We start from the raw sequence: 16890 nt of genomic DNA, 5'->3' as shown, positions 1-16890 counted from the left end.
GAATGAGCTTCCCGGCGGCTTCGATGCAGGGCGGTTCGCGAGCGAGCTCGCTCCTACGAAAAACAAATGAAAAAGCCCACGAGTTCAGGCTCGTGGGCTTTCTCATTGTCCAGGCGGGCTCAGTTGAGGAAGTTGAACAGGCTCAACCCGCTGATCTTCACGTAGCTCTGCTGCGCGGCCTGGAGGATGGTGGACTGCATCGACAGACGCGACAGCGCCTCGGCGTAATCCAGGTCCTGCAGGTCGGAGATAACACCAGCGTTCACCAGCTTCACGTCGTCGATGAAGGTCTCGGTGGAGTCGATGGTGTTCAAGCGCGCACCGATCTGCCCCCGCCCCTTCAACACCTGGCCACTGGCCGAGTCCAGGTTGGAGATCGCCACACCGGTGGCATCGCGGATCGCCTTGCTGCTCTCGGTGTCGTCGCCCGCTTTTTCCAGCGCCTTGCGCAAGTCCGATACCACGTTGAGCAGGCTGCGTTTCTCGTGCTCCGGGTCGCGCGTGATGCTGAACTCGTCGCCGGCCTTCGGCGTACCGTCGAGGATCACGCTGACGCCGCCGTAACGGATGTAATCCTTGGTCAACGGATCGTCATCGATGGCGCCAGTGGTGAGCTGGCCGGCAGGCGGCGAGGTCGGGTCGTAGGTGCTCCAGTCATAACCCGCCGGCAACTGCACAGGGTCATAGACCACGTAGTTGTTCTGGTCGAGGAAGTGGATACCCACGCCATCGGTGGCCGACGGCGGATTGCTCGACGGGAACACCGTGTCGTAGTCGACCTTGTCGTCCACCATGCCCAGCGAAATACGGCCGGTACCGGTATTGCCCGTGGCGCCGGCAGTGATCACCCGATTGGCGTTGGGCACATCCTCGAACAGCGCCTTGCCGCTGTCGCTGATGCCCAGCAAGGTGCTGCTGGCGATCTGCACCTGGCGTTGACTTTCATCGCCCTGATAGCTGTAGGTGCCATCCGCATTGCGCACGAAGGGCTGCTGATCGCCCTGGCTGCCGGAGAACAGGTACTTGCCGCTGGCGTCCTTGCTGTTGAGCAGGTTCAGCAACTCATCCTCGCGTTGCGCCAGTTCGGTGGCCAGCGCCTTGCGGTCGGAATCGTCCCGCGCGCCGTTGCCCGCCTCCACCGCGATCTCGCGGATGCGCTGCAACACGTTGCCCACCGAATCGAGGATGGATTCCTCGGTGGTGAGATTGTTCTTCGCCGCCGTAATGTTGCTCTTGTACTGGTCGTTCAGCGCCTGCTCCTGGCTCAGCTGCAACAGGCGCACCGAGGCCACCGGGTCGTCCGCCGGGGTGAGGATGCGTTTGCCGGTGCTGATCTGCTCCTGGGTGCGGGTGATGTTGGAGTAGTTGCGCTGCAGGCCGCCGACCGAGTTGTTGTATGCCTGGATGGTGGAGATTCGCATGGTCAACTTCCTCTATCAGCGGAACGCGCCGATCAGCGTGTCGAACAGTGAACGGGCGACCTGGATCACCTGGGCCGAGGCGCTGTAGTACTGCTGGAACTGGATGAGGTTGGCCGCCTCCTCGTCGAGGTTCACCCCCGACAGCGAGTCGCGGTTGTCCTGCGCCTGCTTGAGCACGGTGATGCTGGCATCGGCGTTGTTGCGCACCTGCGCGGTCAGGGTGCCGATACGCTCCACCAGGCCGCCGTAGGCGTCGTTGAAGCTGGCGCCGGTGCTGCCGGTGCCGCCCACGCTGGCCTTGCTTTGCAGGCCGGAGAGCGCCAGGGCGTTGCTGTTGTCGGAGATGCCCTTGCTGTTCATGCCCAGGGTAAAGGTGTCGCCGGCCTGGGGAGCGCCGCTCAGGGTGAACTCGTAGCTGTACTGGTTGCCGGTGTTCGGGTCGGTGTAGTCCAGGCGCAGGGTGTTGGTCTGCCCGGAGGTCAGGCCGGCGCTATCGGGCGAGACGTAGCTCAGGCTGGCGCCCGGCGGCAGCGTGCCGTTCAGTTGCGTGCCACCGGCGTCCAGTTGCAGGCTCAGTCCACCGCCGAACAGGCGCTGCAGATCGTCGACCACCACCGGCGACGGGCCGCCGGTGAGCGTGGGCTGGCCGATGGTGCCGGTGCCGCGGTTGTTGGTGGTGGCTTCGCTGCGCGCGGTGCCGGCGAAGGCCAGTTGATCGCCCTTGGTCAGCACCGTTTCGATGTCCGCCGCGCCGCGGCGAGTGGGTTGCAGGGTGAAACCGTCGCCGGCCGGCGGCAAGGCATTGAGCGTCACCTCGAAGCCCTGGCCGACTCCGGCCTGGTCGGCGAAGCTCAGGGTGTACGGGCCGGTACCGCTCACCTTGACCTCGATGGGCGCGTTGTCGCTCAGGCGGCGTGCCGTGAACTTGGCGCCGTCATATTCCAGGCGGTAGTCGCTGGCGCCGAGCTTGCTGGTGTCGGTGATCTGCAGTTGGGCATCGACCGTTCCCGTGTTGCTGGACTGCGCCAATACCCGCAAGCGGGCGATGTCCGATGCATTGATGTCGCCGAACAGCTTGCTGCCGGCGTTACCGGACAGGTCCAGGCCTTGTCCGAGCTGCTTGTTGACGGCGTCGGCGAAGGTCAGGGCGATCTGCCCGAGTTTGTTGTACGAGGCGTCCAGCGCGGTGTCGCGGTAGGCCAGCAGGCCGCCCATCTGGCCACCGGAAATCTGCGTGGTGATGGTCTGCACGGCGCTGCCGCTGGCCAGTTGCACCTGGAAGCGGGTCGGGTCGTCGATACCCGGCACCACTTGCAGCGTCGAGGTGGTGGTGCCCACCACCAGCGGCTGGCCGGTGCCGATGAACAGGTTGATGGTGTTGTCGTCCTGGGGCACGGCCTGCACGCCGATCAGCTCGGAGAGCTTGCGGATGGTTTCTTCGCGGGCGTCGATCAGGTCGTTGGGCTGGCCGCCGGCGGCCTTGGCCTTGGCGATGGCGTCGTTGTAGCTGGCGACGCTGGACGCCAGGGAATTGACCTGGTTGGCCAGCGAATCGAGCTGCTGGTTGATCAGGCTGTTCTGCTTGTCGAGCTGGTCGTACAGGGTGTTGAAGGACTTCGACAGTCCCTGCGCCTCGGCCAGCAATGCCTCGCGGCCTTCGGTGGCCGAGGGGTTGGCGGCGGCGGTCTGCAACGCGGCGAAGAACTTCTGCAACGCCGGGCTGATGCCGGTGGTGGTGTCGGACAGCAAGGCGTCGAGCTGCTCGATCTGCCCCTGGAAAGCGTTGAGTTCATTGGCCTGGCTGGTGGCGGTGCGCACCTGGGAGAACAGGAAATCGCTGGCCAGCCGGCGTACGTCGACCACCTGGCTGCCCGAACCGATGTAGCCGGCGCCGTTGAACTGCGGGATGCCGGTCTGCTGCACCGATTGCTGGCGGGAATAGCCGGGGGTGTTGACGTTGGCGATGTTGTGGCCGGTCACCCCCAGCGACGTCTGGTTGGACCGGATGCCGGACAGGCCGATGGACAGTAGATCGCTCATTGCTTGTTTTCCTTAGGGCCTGTCGGTGTTTCGTTGTGAGCCGCGTTGCTGCGCCAAATCGCGCCAGGCCAGACGCGGGACGCAGGCAATGGTCAGTCCCTTGGCAAGTCCCGCAACGCAGCATGGCGCGATTTGCCGCGCAACCCGAAGGGACGGTTCCTGTTTTGCGCAGCGTGCGCTGCTGGGTTGTCTATTTGAAATCACTAAAACTTCTCCTTGCGCCCTACCCTGCGCAAAACGGGAACCGTCGAGGCCACAACGGAGCATCGACAGGCCCTACTAACCCAGGGGCGGGGTGTCCGCCGCGGCGACCGCCTGGTACACCTGCATCTGCTTGGCGATCTGCGCGACCTTGCGGGCGTAGTTCGGATCGGTGGCATAGCCGGCGCGCTGCAGTTCCTTCATGAACTGCTCGGGGCGCCGGGTGGAGTCCAGCGCGTCCGAATAGCGGTCGTTGTTCTGCAGGAAGCTCACGTAGTCGTGGAAACTCTGCTCGAAGGAGTCGTAGGAGCGGAACGCGGCGACTTCCTTCACCTTCTTGCCGTTCACGTATTCGCTGGTCACCGCCCGCGCGGAATCGCCGTCCCAGCGCGAACCGGACTTGATGCCGAACAGGTTGTGGCTGCTGGAGCCATCCTGCTCGCGGATGATGGATTTGCCCCAGCCGGTTTCCAGCGCGGCCTGGGCCACCAGGTAGCGCGGGTCGACGCCGATGCGCTCGGCGGCCTTCTGCGCCATCGGCAGCATGGTGGAGATGAACTCATCCCGCGAGCCGAACGCCGACTTGCCCGGCGCCAGCGGCGGCTGGGCGTAGCGGCGGCCGCTGAGGTCCTGGGCGCCGGCGGCGGCGTCGATGGCGTCCACGGCGCTGGCGTAGGACTTGGCGGTCTGCCAATCGTTGCTGGCCAGCGGCTTGCCCGGCCCTTCCGCGCTGGCGGCGCCCGGCACGATGCCGGCCATCACGCGGTCGGCCAATTTGCCCGGCAGGGACAGGCGACGGGCATTGAGCAGCCTGGAGTCGTCGCGGCCTTGCGCCGGTTGCGGCAAGGTCTTGCCGCTGGCGTTGACACCCTGGGTGGACGGCCAGGTGGACGTCTCGGCAACCTTGGCGAAGGGGTTCGCCGCCGCGCTGCGCTTGCCGCCGTTCATCTGCGACAGCTGGCGGGTCAGCACGTCCGACAGGCCGATGCCGTGGCCCTTGGTGGACAGGCTGACGGCCAGTTGCTGGTCGTACATTTCCTGGTACTGCTTGGTGGTCGAGGTGTTCATGAAGTTGCCTTCGGCGAGCACGTCGTTGGCCGAGCGCATCGACTTGAGCATTTCGTTCATGAACAGCGATTCGAACTCCTGGGCGACCTTGCGGATGTTGCCTTCGCTGTCGCGTCCGGCGCCGCTTTTCAGCTGCGCCAGGCGGTTGAGGTCGGTGTAGGCCCCGGAGTTGCCGCCGGAGGTGCCGGCAGAGAAGAGTTTGGCGTCCACGCTGGCGTCCTCAGATCACGATCAGGTCGGCTTGCAGCGCGCCGGCCTGTTTCAGGGCTTCGAGGATCGCCATCAGGTCGCTGGGCGCGGCGCCCACCTGGTTAACGGCGCGGACGATTTCATCCAGCGTGGTGCCCGGGCCGAACTTGAACATCGGCTTGGCTTCCTGGTCGGCGTTCACCCGCGAGCGCGGCACCACGGCGGTCTGGCCGTTGGAGAAGGGGCCGGGCTGGCTGACGATGGGGTCTTCGGTAATGGTCACGGTGAGGCTGCCGTGGGTCACGGCGGCCGGCGACACGCGCACGTTCTGGCCGATCACGATGGTGCCGGTGCGCGAGTTGATGATGACCTTGGCCACGGCTTCGCCGGCCTGCACGTCGAGGTTTTCCAGGACCGACATGTAGTCCACGCGCTGGTTAGGGTCCAGCGGCGCGCTGACGCGAACCGAGCCACCGTCGATGGCCTGGGCCACGCCCGGGCCGAGCAGGTCGTTGATGCGGTCGACGATGTGCTTGGCGGTGGTGAAGTCCGGGCGGTTGAGGTTCAGGGTCAGGCTGTTGCCCTGGTCGAAGCCGCTGGGCACCGCGCGTTCCACGATGGCGCCCGCCGGGATGCGGCCGGCCGACGGCACGTTGACGGTGATCTTCGAGCCGTCGCGGCCTTCGGCGTCGAAGCCGCCGACCACCAGGTTGCCCTGGGCCACGGCGTAGGTCTGGCCGTCGATGCCCTTGAGCTGGGTCATCAGCAGGCTGCCGCCGCGCAGGCTCTTGGCGTTGCCGATGGAGGACACGGTGATGTCGATGGCCTGGCCCGGCTTGGCGAAGGGCGGCAGGTCGGCGTGCACGGACACCGCCGCGACGTTCTTGAGCTGCACGTTGCCGACGTTGGCCGGCACCTTGATGCCGAACTGCGCCAGCATGTTGTTGAAGGTCTGCAGGGTGAACGGCGTCTGGGTGGTCTGGTCGCCGCTGCCGTTGAGGCCCACCACCAGGCCGTAGCCGATCAGCTGGTTGTTGCGTACGCCCTGGATGCTGGCGATGTCCTTGAGCCGCTCGGCATGGGCGGCCGGCACGGCCAGCAGCGCACAGAGCATCAGGAAGATGTAGGAGCGAGCTTGCTCGCGAACACCTTTGGCAGAGAATTTCGCGAGCAATCTCGCTCCTACGATGAGCATGACATTCACCCTGTTCAGAACGGGAACAGCGGGCTGAGGAAGAAGCGATCGAACCAGCCCGGCTGGCTCGCATCGGCGAACGCACCGGTGCCCGAGTAGGTGATGCGCGCATCGGCCACGCGAGTGGACGGCACGGTGTTGTCGGTGGCGATGTCGTCGGCGCGGATCAGGCCTGCGATGCGCACCAGCTCGTTGCCGGTGTTCAGGGTCATCCACTTCTCGCCGCGCACGGCGAGGATGCCGTTGGGCATGACGTCGGCCACGGTGACGGTCACCGAGCCGGTCAGGCTGTTGCTCTGCCCGGCCTGGCTGTCGCCCTTGGCATCGCGGGAACCGCCGTACTCGGCGCTCAGGCTGAGGTCGCCGCCGCCAATGGGGTTGTTGGTGGTCAGGCCGCTGCCGAACATCGAGGTCAGGCCGAGCTTGGTGTTGCTGTCCTTGGAGATGTCCGAGTTGGCTTTCTTGCTGGCCTGGGTCTTCTCGTTGAGGGTGATGGTGATGATGTCGCCCACGCGGAAGGCCTTGCGGTCGCCATAGAGGTTGTTGTCGAAACCGGCCTGGTAGATCGAACCGTTGTTCTGCGCGGCGGGCACCGGGGTGCGCGGCAGCACGGGGGCGTAATAGGGGTCGTCCGGTTTCGGCGGAGGACTGACGCACCCGGCCAGCGCGGCGATGGCCAGCAGCGGAAGAAGGTGGGAACGGTTCATTTACAGCTACCTCTCGGGGAGAGCGATTACGACTCACGGGAGCCTGGGGCTCCGTCATTCACTACAAGTTCTGGGTGACGAAGGAGAGCATCTGGTCGGCGGTGGAGATCACCTTGGAGTTCATCTCGTAGGCGCGCTGGGTGGTGATCATGTTCACCAGTTCCTCGACCACGTTGACGTTGGAGTTTTCCAGGGTGTTCTGCTGCACGGTACCCAGGCCGTTCAGCCCCGGCGTGCCGACCTGCGGCGCGCCGCTGGAGCCGGTCTCCAGGAACAGGTTGTTGCCGATCGCCTGCAGGCCGGCCGGGTTGATGAAGTCGGCGGTCTGGATGTTGCCGATGATCTGCGGCTGCGGGTTGGCGTTGGTGGTCACCGAGACGGTGCCGTCCTGGCCGACGGTGAAGGTCTGGGTCTCGTTCGGCACCACCACGGCCGGCTCCAGCGCGTAGCCGTTGGCGGTGACGATCTGGCCGTCGGAGTCCAGGTGGAAGCTGCCGTCGCGGGTGTAGCCGACGGTGCCGTCCGGCATCAGGACCTGGAAGAAGCCGCGGCCGTTGACCGCCATGTCCAGCGGCTGGTCGGTAGTCTGCAGGCTGCCTTCGGTAAAGTTCTTCTGGGTGCCGACGATGCGCACGCCGGTGCCCAGCTGCAGGCCCGACGGCAGTTGGCTGTCCTGGGTGGAATTGGCGCCCGGCTGACGTTTGATCTGGTACAGCAGGTCCTGGAACTCCGCGCGGTCGCGCTTGAAGCCCGTGGTCGAAACGTTCGCCAGGTTGTTGGAAATGGTGGTCAGGTTCATGTCCTGGGCCGAAAGACCCGTCTTGCTGACCCACAGTGCCGGAAGCATCGTCGTTCTCCTCGGGCGCCGGATTCATGGCGCCTCGATCAGGTGATTAGCTGAATTGCAAAACCCGCGCCATCGCTGCCGAATCGTCTTCGGCAGTGCGCATCATCTTTACGTGGAGCTCGAACTGGCGGGACAGCGAGAGGATCGAGGTCATCTCTTCCACCGCGTTGACGTTGCTCGCTTCGAGGAAGCCCGACTCGATCGTGGCGTTGGCGTCGGCCTGCGGCGCCGGCTGGCCCGGCTGCTGCTTGACCCGCACCAGGCCGTCGAGGCCCTTCTCCAGTTGCCTGGGGTCCGGGGTGACCAGCTTGATGCGGTCCACCTCGGCCACCACGCTGGGGTTGTCGCCCAGGCCACGGATGCTGATGGTGCCGTCTTCGCCGATGTCGATCTTTTCCTGCGGCGGCACGGCGATCGGCCCGCCATTGCCGATCACCGGCAAACCGTCGCCGGTGCGCAGTTGGCCGAGGGCGTCGATTTCCAGGCTGCCGGTGCGCACATAGGCTTCACTGCCGTCGGGCGCCTGCACGGCGATCCAGGCGTCGCCCCTGGCGGCGACGTCGAGGTCGCGACCGGTTTCCTGCAGGCTGCCGGCGGAGAAGTCGGTGGCCGGGCGCTCGCTCATGGCGTAGACCCGCGACGGGAAACTGTCGCCGAACACCTGCATCGAACGCGCCTGCTCGAAGTCGCGGCGGAAGCCGTTGGTGGAAATGTTCGCCAGGTTGTTGGCGTGAGCGCGCATGGCCAGGGTGTTCTGGCTCGCCCCGCTCATCGACACGTACAGCATCTTGTCCATCGAATCCTCCAGGCCCGCGTCGATTGCCGCTCGCGGGCGTTTGAAGGCTATTCAGCAAGGGACGTGCCAGAACTAGAGAACGAGCGTAAGAGTTTGATCTACAAGGGCTTATAAAAAGAAAAGGCTCCCGAAGGAGCCTTTCGAAGCCGGCGGCGGCGATGCCCTGCCGCCACCGGCAAGGGGCCTTGCCGCTCTCTGCAGGATGGCGCCGAGCGAAGCGGTACCCAGCGCGGCGGATAACGTTGTGTTCCTACGAAAAGCATTGCGAACGAAGTCCACTCTACAGTTGAACGTCGGCGCAGGTGGCCAGTTGCAGGAGCGAGCAGGGCCTTAGCGCAGGTTGATGATGGTCTGGGTGACCGCATCCTCGGTCTGGATGGTCTTGGCGTTGGCCTGGTAGTTGCGCTGGGCGACGATCAGGTCCACCAGTTCGTTGGACAGGTCGACGTTGGACGCCTCCAGCGCACCGGACTGCAACGCGCCAAGGGTGCCCGAACGCGGGGTGCCGATCACCGGCTCGCCGGACTCCGAGGACTGCACCCAGGAGGTCTTGCCGATCGGGTTCAGGCCCTGGACGTTGGCGAAGTTCGCCAGCACCACCTGGCCCTGCACCTTGGACTGGCCGTTGGTGTAACGGGCGAAGATGTTGCCCTGATCGTCGATTTCCAGGCCCGATAGCTGGCCGGTGGTGTAGCCGTCCTGGTTGACGCTGTTCACCGCGAAGGCCGTGGCGTACTGGGTGGACTTGCGCACGTCCAGGGTGATGCCACCCGTGTTCGGGGTGGCGCCGTTGGCGTTCCAGGTCGGCGGGGTCTTGCCGTCGGAGATCGCCGGGATCCAGTCGCCCAGCACCAGGGTGCCGTCGCCATTGGGGTTCGGGGTGAAGCCATCGCCCGTGAGGTTGTTCACCGGCGTCTGGGTCAGCAACTGGCCGGCCGCGCTGAAGGTCAGGTTGACCTGGTACGGGCTGCTGCCCATGCCGTTGACCGCGGCAAGCACGCTGGCCGCGGTGGCGCCCGGAGCATTGGCCGCTGCGGTGGCGGCGGCGACGGCAGCCGCCGAGGCACCGGCGGCAGGGTCGCTGACCGCCGCGAGAACGCTCGCCGCATCGGCCCCCGTCGCACCCGCCGCATTGGTCGCAGCGGTGATGGCGGCGGTATCGTCGGTCGGATTGCCCGGGTTGCGGCCGTCAACCAGCACATTCATGGTCCAGTCGTTGGGACCGGTCTTGGTGAAGTACTGGGTCAGCACATGGGCATTGCCCTGGCTGTCGTAGACGTTCACCGAGGTCGAGGAGTTGTAGGTGGTCGGGTCGTTGGCGTTGAACGGGGTGACCGTCGGCGTGGTGTTGGTGGAGTTCAGGTTGAAGGTCTGGGCGATCTGGCTGGTGGCCTTCGGCGCCTGGTTGCCGGTTTCGATGCGCAGGTCTCCGACCACGCCATTCTGCAACTGACCCTGGCCGTTCACCGGGTAGCCCTGCAGGCGGTAGCCGTTGTTGTCGACCACATAGCCGTTCTTGTCGGTACCGAAGTAGCCGGCACGGGTGTAGCTGATCGCGCCGTTGTTGCTGGTGACGAAGAAGCCGTTGCCGTTGATGGCCATGTCCAGCGCGTTCTGCGTGGAATCGATGGTGCCCTGGTTGAACAGCTGCGAGACGTTGGACAGCAGCACGCCGCTGCCGACCGGGTTGCTGCCGGAGCCCAGCACGGAGGCGGCATAGACATCGGAGAACTCCGAACGTGACTGCTTGAAGCCGACGGTGCTGGCGTTGGCGATGTTGTTGCCGGTGGTGTTCAAGTCACTGGAGGCGGCCTTGATGCCGCTGAGTCCGATATTGAAAGACATCTCTAATCTCCTTGTCGGTATCGCCGACGCGAATCTGTTCAGGAGCCTCTGCGCGTCGGCTGGGCGGTGTTGGAAGCGGGCTCGGACGGCTCATTTGCAAACCGCGTCCTCGTCCACTTCCGCCTTGCCCAACGCCAGCTCGATGGCTCCTGGTCTGGTCCGTTACTGGCCGATGATTTGCACTTTGGACAGGCCGATGCTGCCCAGCCCGGCGAGGTTCAGCGTCAGCTCGCCGCCGTTCTGTCCGAGGGTCACGCTGTCGACGTTGGCCGGCAGGAAGGTGGTCAGGCCGTAGGTCTGGCCTTCGTAGTTGGTCTGCGCCTCGAACTTGTAGCGTCCCGGCGGCATGAGATTGCCGCTCGAATCCTTGCCGTCCCACATGAAGTTGACGTTGCCGGCGGTCTGCTGGCCCATCTCGATGCGGTTCACCAGGGTGCCCTTGTCGTCATAGATGTTGACCCAGCTGTTGGCCGTGGAAACCGGCAGGGTGTAGGTGCCCTTGAAGGTTTCGGCGGTGTCGACCATCGACTTGTCGGTCGGCACGATGACCTTGCGCCCCACCAGCGACGAGGCCTGCAGGGCCTGGGACGACTGGTAGTTGGAGAGGATGCTGTCCATGCTGCTGTTCAGCGACTGGATGCCTTCCACGGTACTGAACTGCGCCAGTTGGGCGATGAACTCGCCGTTTTCCTGCGGCGACATCGGGTCCTGGTTGTTCATCTGCGCGACCAGCAGCTTGAGGAACTCATCCTTGCCGAGGTTGTTCTTGCCGGTCGTGCCCTTGCTGTCGTTCTGGATCGAGTACTGGTCCAGAACCGAGCCGGTGCCATTGATGCTGCTGTTGTCGATGCTCATCGTGCTTCCTCAGCGCTTACTGACCCAGGGTCAGGACCTTCTGCATCATCTGCTTGGCGGTGTTCATCATTTCCGCGTTGGTCTGGAACGCACGGCTGGCGGAGATCATGTCGGCCATCTCCTCCACCACGTTGACGTTGGGGTAGTAGACGTAGCCATCCTTGTCGGCGGCCGGGTGGTTGGGCTCGTAGCGCGGGATCAGCGAGCTCTTGTCCTCGACCACGCCCAGCACCTGCACGCCGGTGCCGGCCTGGTCGGTCTCGCCGAACAGCGAACCCTGGTCGCCGCCCCGGGCCTGCTGGAACAGGGTGGCAAACACCGGGTGGCGGGCACGGTAGGTCTGGTCGACGCTGGAGGAGACGGTCTCGGCGTTGGCGATGTTCGACGCGGTGGTGTTCAGACGGGTGGTCTGGGCACTCATGCCGGTACCGGCGATGTTGAAGACACTGGCGAGCGACATGGCGATTACTCCCCGCGCAGGGCGTTCATCAGCCCTTTGAACTTGTTGTTGAGGAAGGTGAAGGAGGCCTGGAACTGCACGGAGTTCTCCGCGTAGTTGGACTGTTCGATCTGTTCATCGACGGTGTTCTGGTCGATCGACGGCTGGGTCGGGTTGCGGTACTTCAGCGACTCGTCGCCCATGCCGAAACCCTCGGCGGCAATGTGGTGCGCGTTGGTCCGGGTGGCGTTGAAGGTACCGTTCTTGAGCTTGTCGGACTGGGCCGCCAGCACCGAGGCGAAATCCAGGTCACGCGCCTTGTAGTTCGGCGTGTCGGCGTTGGCCAGGTTGTTGGCCAGCACTTCAGCGCGCTGGGAGCGGAAGCTCAGCGCTTGCTGGTGGATGCCGAGGGCTTTGTCGAAGCTGATGCTCATGGTCGCGAACCTGTTTGCCGGTGTGGGCTTGCCAACACTTCAGCAAGGTGCGTGCCAGATTTACATATCCTTTAATATCAATGGCTTGAGTGCATACCGAGAGCGGCAAGGGGCGGCAAACAGCGGCAAGCGGCAACCGGTTTCCTTGCCGCCGGGAGCAAGGCGGCAAGCGCGCCGCCCTTCTGCACCGCTGCCGCTTCTGGTTGCCTTTCGTAGGGGCGGAGCGACGCAGAAACACCGACCAAGACGGCGGATAACGCTTGAAACGTCATTCATCCTGAAAAACCATCAAGCCCCCGCCCCCCATCACTTGGCCTTGTAGATGATCCCCGGACTGCACTGGACCATCTGGTAATGGTCCGGCAACGCATTGAGCGCTTCCGACGCACCGAGGAACAGGTACCCGCCCGGCTTCAACGTGGCATGGATGCGCAGCAGGATGTCGCGCTTCATCTCCGCCGAGAAATAGATCAGCACATTGCGGCAGAACACCATGTCGAACTTGCCCAGCGTGGCATAGCTGTCCAGCAGGTTCAGCGCGCGAAACTCCACGCGGCTCCTGATCGCCGGCTTGACCGTCCAGCGCCCCGGCGTCTTCTGGTCGAAGTAGCGGGCCAGGCGCTCCTGCGACAGGCCGCGGCCGATCGCCAGGCTGTCGTACTCGCCGGCGCGGCAGGCAGTGAGCATGGAGCCGGAAAGATCGGTGGCGACGATCTGCACGCCGGCCTTGAGCTGGCCGAGGTTGGTGCGCTCGAATTCGTCGATGGACATCGACAGCGAATAGGGTTCCTGTCCCGAGGAGCAGGCCGCCGACCAGATGCGCAGGCGCTGGCCGGGGCTGGCCTTGATCATCTCCGGCAGCACCCGGCTTTTCAGCACGTCGAAGGGATAGGTATCGCGAAACCACAGGGTCTCGTTGGTGGTCATGGCGTCCACCACCTGCTCGCGCAACTGGCTGCGGCCCTGGACCTTCTGCACCAGTTCCCCGAGGGACTTGATGCCCTGCTGCTCCATCAACTTGTTCAAGCGGCTGGCGACCAGATACTGCTTGTTGGCGCCCAGAAGGATGCCGCAGGTCTTCTCCAGGAAATCCCGGAACAGCTCGAAATCAGCATTGGTGGATGTCACAGATACGCCTCTTTACTCATGGACGGTTGCCGTCGACACGGCGGCAACTGCCTGACCGGTGTTCAAAAACCATAGCCGAAGACCGGGGGGCGGCACCGGCGCCGCCCCATTGACCCGCACGGGCCTACTCAGGCCGCCGTGCCGTCCACCGCCTTGATCCGGTCCGCCACGCGGGCGGCCAGGTCGTCGGGACGGAACTTGGCGAGGAAGTCGTCAGCGCCGACCTTCTTCACCATCGCCTGGTTGAACACCCCGGACAGCGAAGTATGCAGGAGAATATGCACATCCTGCATGCGCGGGTCGTGACGGATTTCCGCGGTCAGGGTGTAGCCATCCATTTCCGGCATCTCGATGTCCGAGATCACCATCAGCAGCTCGCTGCCCGGATGCCCGCCCGCCTCCACCATCTGCCGCAGGTAGTCCAGCGCCTGGCGGCCATCGCCCAGCGCCAGTACCTCGACGCCGACGGTCTCCAGGCAGCGCACCAGTTGCTTGCGCGCCACCGAGGAATCGTCCACCACCAGCACGCGCTTGCTCACCGCGCGGGCCTGGGTGTCGGCGTCCAGCACGCCCTCGGAGATGTCTTCCGGGGTTGGCGCCACCTCGGCGAGGATCTTCTCCACGTCGATGATTTCCACCAGTTGGTTATCGACTCGCGTCACCGCCGTCAGGTAGTGGTCGCGGCCGGTGCCCTTGGGCGGCGGGTGGATCGACTCCCAGTTCATGTTGACGATGCGCTCCACCGAGTGCACCAGGAAGCCCTGCACCTTGGTGTTGTACTCGGTGATGATCACGAAGCTGTTGCCGATGTCCCGCAGGGCGTGACGCCCCGTGGCCAGCGCCAGATCGAGGATCGGAATGGTGCCGCCACGGATGTTCGCCACCCCGCGCACCACCTGGCTGGACTTGGGCATCACGGTCAGGCGCGGGCACTGCAGTACCTCTTTCACCTTGAACACGTTGATCCCGTACAACTGGCTGCCGTTCAGCCGAAACAGCAGCAGCTCGAGACGATTCTGGCCGACCAGCTGCGTCCGCTGGTTGACTGAATCCATGACTCCGGCCATTGAGCCTCCCCTGCACGCAACGCCGCCCGACCCCGTCAGGCGGCACGACCATTGCTTAACCCGTTGCATGAAACAGGCAACGACATTTTTCCGACAGTTCCGAAGCGCGCGCGACCTCATGGCCGCCCTGCTCGGTGTATGTGCCGCACTGGCCGCCGGCCCCACGAGGGCCGGCGGCTTCACCGCGCCTGAAATCCTTATCGGCTCCACCCAGGGCTTTCTTGAGTTCAAAGTGGAAGATTATCTGCGGACCAGCGGAATCGACGCGCGCTATGAAATCGAAGTGGCGCGCATCGACCCCCGTCTGCGCCTGGTGCAATGCGACAAGGACTTGACGCAGGCCCTGGAAAGCCCGGCCCAGCCGGTCGGCCGCGTCACCGTACGGGTACGCTGCGACGGCAGTTCGCCGTGGACGGTATTCGTACCGGCCACGGTGAAGCTGTTCCGCCAGGTGGTCGTCACCACCCTTCCGCTCAAGCGCGACCACGTCATCGAAGCCGCCGACATCTCGATGGTGGAGCGCGACGTCGGCCCGCTGACCCAGGGCTACCTGACCGACCCGGAGCGGGTAATCGGCTTCAAGCTCCGGCGCCCGGCAATGATCGACCAGGTGCTCGCACCGGTCTTCCTGGAACAGGCCGAGGCGATCCGCAAGGGCGACCAGGTGGTGATCCGCGCCCGCACCAGCGCCATCCACGTGATGATGCCCGGCGAAGCCCTCTCCGACGGCGTGCCCGGCCAACAGATCCGCGTGCGCAACCTGCGTTCGCAGCGTATCGTCAAGGCGCGCGTGGTGGAGCCCGGAGCCGTCGAAGTCAACCTGTAGTGCGCCGAGTCTGGCATGATGGGCGCAGCCTTCACTAAACTGTGCTCGGGTGCGCAAAAAATCGGCCTAAAGTTTTCCGCCTGCCGGCCGAAAAGCTTGGCAAGCGTCCAAATACCTCCAGAGGTTTCCAACATGGTTATCGACTTCAACCGGCTGAACCCGGCCTCTACGCCAGCCACCACTGGCCGTAGCGGTGCTGCGCAGAACGGTCGCAGCGAAGCCCCGGCCGAGCCCGCCACCGCCAACGCTCCGACCAAGAGCGGCGAATCGGTACAGCTCAGCGATACCGCCCAGCAGTTGCAGAAAGTCAGCGATCAACTGAAGGACCAGCCCGTGGTCGACAAGGAAAAGGTGGCCCGCATCAAGCAGGCGATCGCCGATGGCAGCTATCAGGTCGACAGCCAGAAAGTCGCCAGCAAGCTGCTCGATTTCGAGTCCCAGCGCTGACGCCTGCGTCGCGCTGGGTAACCCGCTAGCCCGAGTGCCGAGCCCAAGATGTCCGATGCCCTGCTTTCCCTGATCGACGGCGACATCGACGCAGCCCGTCAGTTGCTGCAGTTGATCGATGACGAGTACCAGGCGCTGCAAGCGCGCGATCTGGCGCAGCTGCAACAGTTGCTCGAACGCAAGGTACCGTTGATGCAGCAGCTCGAACGCAATGGCCGCGAGCGCGCCACCGCGCTGCAGCAAGCGGGTGTCAGCGTGGATCGCCAGGGACTGACGCAACTCGCCGAGCGCAGCGGCAACGCCGAACTGCTGGCGCGTGGCGATGAGCTGGGCGCGCTGCTCGAACGATGCCAGGACGCCAGCCAGCGCAACGGCCGGATCATCCGCGCCGGCCAGGCCAGCACCGGCCGCCTGCTCGACATTCTGCGCGGGCAGGACACTCCCAATCTCTACGACCGTCGCGGCAGCTCGACTCAGGGCAGCCGACAGCGTCCGCTCAGCCAGGCCTGAGCACTGGCCTGGCGGCCGGCCTTTGGGCACAATGCCATCATCGGCATGTCCCATGCCCTATCCATAACAAACACAATCAAGATGGAGATCCGCGGACCGTGGCCAACCTGTTTGTCGAGGAAAACGGCCCTCAACCACCGAAGCGGCTCAAGGCCCCAGTGGAGATCCATGCCAGCCTGCGGATGCTCATGGACAGCCACGATCCCCTGGTGATCACCTTCGACGACCGCAACCAGCGCTTCCAGAGCTTCGTCGTCGCGGTCAACCGCGAGCGCAACCTGATCGCCCTGGACGAACTCATCCCCAACGACGGCGAGCGCTTCCTGCAGAACGGCGAAGCGTTCCGCATCGAAGCCTTCCACGAGGGCGTGCGCATCGCCTGGGAATGCCGGCAGAACGCCTATTTCGCCGAGATCGACGGCGCCCGCTGCTACTGGCTGCCCGTGCCGGACGAAGTGCTCTACCACCAGCGCCGCAATGCCTTCCGCGCCAGCGTCAGCCAGGGCCAGCCGGTGGCAGTGGAAATCGCCGGCGAAAAGCTCAAGGCCCCGATCAAGGGCAACCTGATCGACATCTCCGCCACCGGCTGCAAGATTCGCCTGGACGGCAACGCCAGCGACCGCCTGCAACCGGGACAGGTCTACGAGCGCTTCACCGCCCGCCTGCCCTTCGGCGCCATCACCCTGGAAGTGGAACTGCGCCACGTGCACTTCGAGGAAAAGGTCGGCGTCAGCTTCGCCGGCGTGCGCTTCCTGCAGGTCAGCGGCCTGGTCCAGCGCAACATCGAGCGCTTCGTCTACCAGTTGCAGCGCGAAGCCCGGCGCTTCGAGAAGGACGAGCTGTTCTGACCCGCACCTGACGCCGGGCGGCAAGCG

General features: G+C 64.8%; 17 protein-coding genes. 4 read left to right on the top strand and 13 right to left on the bottom strand.

Annotated elements, in window-relative coordinates; genetic code table 11:
- Window positions 1-119 precede the first annotated feature (119 nt).
- From flgL to H681_RS08760, 13 genes are all read right to left on the bottom strand, one after another.
- Window positions 120-1421 (bottom strand): flagellar hook-associated protein FlgL, encoded by a 1302-nt coding sequence (gene flgL, locus H681_RS08820; RefSeq protein WP_015476506.1) that lies wholly within the window; start codon window positions 1419-1421, stop codon window positions 120-122.
- Window positions 1422-1436: 15 nt separating this feature from the next.
- A complete protein-coding gene (gene flgK, locus H681_RS08815; protein WP_015476505.1) occupies window positions 1437-3461 on the bottom strand; it encodes a flagellar hook-associated protein FlgK in 2025 nt (674 codons plus the stop codon).
- Window positions 3462-3740: 279 nt separating this feature from the next.
- Entirely contained in the window at window positions 3741-4940 is a 1200-nt protein-coding gene (gene flgJ, locus H681_RS08810) for a flagellar assembly peptidoglycan hydrolase FlgJ (RefSeq protein ID WP_015476504.1), read from the bottom strand.
- Between the two features lie 10 nt (window positions 4941-4950).
- Window positions 4951-6033, bottom strand: coding sequence for a flagellar basal body P-ring protein FlgI (locus H681_RS08805; protein WP_041712513.1), 1083 nt, complete (start codon window positions 6031-6033; stop codon window positions 4951-4953).
- A gap of 95 nt (window positions 6034-6128) precedes the next feature.
- Window positions 6129-6821 (bottom strand): flagellar basal body L-ring protein FlgH, encoded by a 693-nt coding sequence (flgH, locus tag H681_RS08800; protein WP_015476502.1) that lies wholly within the window; start codon window positions 6819-6821, stop codon window positions 6129-6131.
- Between the two features lie 61 nt (window positions 6822-6882).
- Entirely contained in the window at window positions 6883-7668 is a 786-nt protein-coding gene (gene flgG / locus H681_RS08795; protein ID WP_015476501.1) for a flagellar basal-body rod protein FlgG, read from the bottom strand.
- Between the two features lie 46 nt (window positions 7669-7714).
- Window positions 7715-8464 (bottom strand): flagellar basal body rod protein FlgF, encoded by a 750-nt coding sequence (locus H681_RS08790; RefSeq protein WP_015476500.1) that lies wholly within the window; start codon window positions 8462-8464, stop codon window positions 7715-7717.
- Window positions 8465-8794: 330 nt separating this feature from the next.
- Complete coding sequence (locus tag H681_RS08785) at window positions 8795-10309, bottom strand: flagellar hook protein FlgE (protein ID WP_015476499.1); 1515 nt, start codon at window positions 10307-10309, stop codon at window positions 8795-8797.
- A 162-nt stretch (window positions 10310-10471) separates the two neighbouring features.
- A complete protein-coding gene (gene flgD, locus H681_RS08780) occupies window positions 10472-11164 on the bottom strand; it encodes a flagellar hook assembly protein FlgD (RefSeq protein ID WP_015476498.1) in 693 nt (230 codons plus the stop codon).
- Between the two features lie 16 nt (window positions 11165-11180).
- Complete coding sequence (gene flgC, locus H681_RS08775; protein WP_015476497.1) at window positions 11181-11624, bottom strand: flagellar basal body rod protein FlgC; 444 nt, start codon at window positions 11622-11624, stop codon at window positions 11181-11183.
- Window positions 11625-11629: 5 nt separating this feature from the next.
- Complete coding sequence (flgB, locus tag H681_RS08770; RefSeq protein WP_015476496.1) at window positions 11630-12037, bottom strand: flagellar basal body rod protein FlgB; 408 nt, start codon at window positions 12035-12037, stop codon at window positions 11630-11632.
- Between the two features lie 306 nt (window positions 12038-12343).
- On the bottom strand, window positions 12344-13165 hold the full coding sequence (gene cheR / locus H681_RS08765; protein WP_015476495.1) for a protein-glutamate O-methyltransferase CheR: 822 nt from the start codon (window positions 13163-13165) through the stop codon (window positions 12344-12346).
- A 128-nt stretch (window positions 13166-13293) separates the two neighbouring features.
- Window positions 13294-14232, bottom strand: coding sequence for a chemotaxis protein CheV (locus H681_RS08760; protein ID WP_015476494.1), 939 nt, complete (start codon window positions 14230-14232; stop codon window positions 13294-13296).
- Window positions 14233-14350: 118 nt separating this feature from the next.
- On the opposite strand from H681_RS08760, the gene flgA reads away from it, so the two are divergent.
- From flgA to H681_RS08740, 4 genes are all read left to right on the top strand, one after another.
- A complete protein-coding gene (flgA, locus tag H681_RS08755) occupies window positions 14351-15058 on the top strand; it encodes a flagellar basal body P-ring formation chaperone FlgA (RefSeq protein ID WP_015476493.1) in 708 nt (235 codons plus the stop codon).
- A gap of 132 nt (window positions 15059-15190) precedes the next feature.
- Window positions 15191-15505: a flagellar biosynthesis anti-sigma factor FlgM gene (gene flgM, locus H681_RS08750; protein ID WP_015476492.1), complete on the top strand. Its 315-nt coding sequence runs from the start codon at window positions 15191-15193 to the stop codon at window positions 15503-15505.
- Between the two features lie 48 nt (window positions 15506-15553).
- The gene (locus H681_RS08745) at window positions 15554-16015 is read left to right on the top strand and encodes a flagella synthesis protein FlgN (RefSeq protein WP_015476491.1); all 462 of its coding nucleotides are present in this window, start codon (window positions 15554-15556) and stop codon (window positions 16013-16015) included.
- 98 nt (window positions 16016-16113) lie between these two features.
- Window positions 16114-16863, top strand: a complete 750-nt coding sequence (locus H681_RS08740) for a flagellar brake protein (RefSeq protein ID WP_015476490.1) — start codon at window positions 16114-16116, stop codon at window positions 16861-16863.
- The last annotated feature ends 27 nt before the right edge of the window (window positions 16864-16890 follow it).

The sequence above is a fragment of the Pseudomonas sp. ATCC 13867 genome (genome assembly GCF_000349845.1).
Lineage (GTDB): Bacteria > Pseudomonadota > Gammaproteobacteria > Pseudomonadales > Pseudomonadaceae > Pseudomonas.
Note: the sequence above shows the minus strand (reverse complement) of the source record. Positions and strands in the feature narration are given on the sequence as shown.

Excerpts from the sequence above, each read along its gene's own strand:
- flgL (WP_015476506.1), bottom strand. The coding sequence starts at position 1,421 with ATGCGAATCTCCACCATCCAGGCATACAACAACTCGGTCGGCGGCCTG.
- flgK (WP_015476505.1), bottom strand. The coding sequence starts at position 3,461 with ATGAGCGATCTACTGTCCATCGGCCTGTCCGGCATCCGGTCCAACCAG.
- H681_RS08805 (WP_041712513.1), bottom strand. The coding sequence starts at position 6,033 with ATGCTCTGTGCGCTGCTGGCCGTGCCGGCCGCCCATGCCGAGCGGCTC.
- flgH (WP_015476502.1), bottom strand. The coding sequence starts at position 6,821 with ATGAACCGTTCCCACCTTCTTCCGCTGCTGGCCATCGCCGCGCTGGCC.
- flgG (WP_015476501.1), bottom strand. The coding sequence starts at position 7,668 with ATGCTTCCGGCACTGTGGGTCAGCAAGACGGGTCTTTCGGCCCAGGAC.
- H681_RS08790 (WP_015476500.1), bottom strand. The coding sequence starts at position 8,464 with ATGGACAAGATGCTGTACGTGTCGATGAGCGGGGCGAGCCAGAACACC.
- H681_RS08785 (WP_015476499.1), bottom strand. The coding sequence starts at position 10,309 with ATGTCTTTCAATATCGGACTCAGCGGCATCAAGGCCGCCTCCAGTGAC.
- flgD (WP_015476498.1), bottom strand. The coding sequence starts at position 11,164 with ATGAGCATCGACAACAGCAGCATCAATGGCACCGGCTCGGTTCTGGAC.
- flgC (WP_015476497.1), bottom strand. The coding sequence starts at position 11,624 with ATGTCGCTCGCCAGTGTCTTCAACATCGCCGGTACCGGCATGAGTGCC.
- flgB (WP_015476496.1), bottom strand. The coding sequence starts at position 12,037 with ATGAGCATCAGCTTCGACAAAGCCCTCGGCATCCACCAGCAAGCGCTG.
- H681_RS08760 (WP_015476494.1), bottom strand. The coding sequence starts at position 14,232 with ATGGCCGGAGTCATGGATTCAGTCAACCAGCGGACGCAGCTGGTCGGC.
- flgA (WP_015476493.1), top strand. The coding sequence starts at position 14,351 with ATGGCCGCCCTGCTCGGTGTATGTGCCGCACTGGCCGCCGGCCCCACG.
- flgM (WP_015476492.1), top strand. The coding sequence starts at position 15,191 with ATGGTTATCGACTTCAACCGGCTGAACCCGGCCTCTACGCCAGCCACC.
- H681_RS08745 (WP_015476491.1), top strand. The coding sequence starts at position 15,554 with ATGTCCGATGCCCTGCTTTCCCTGATCGACGGCGACATCGACGCAGCC.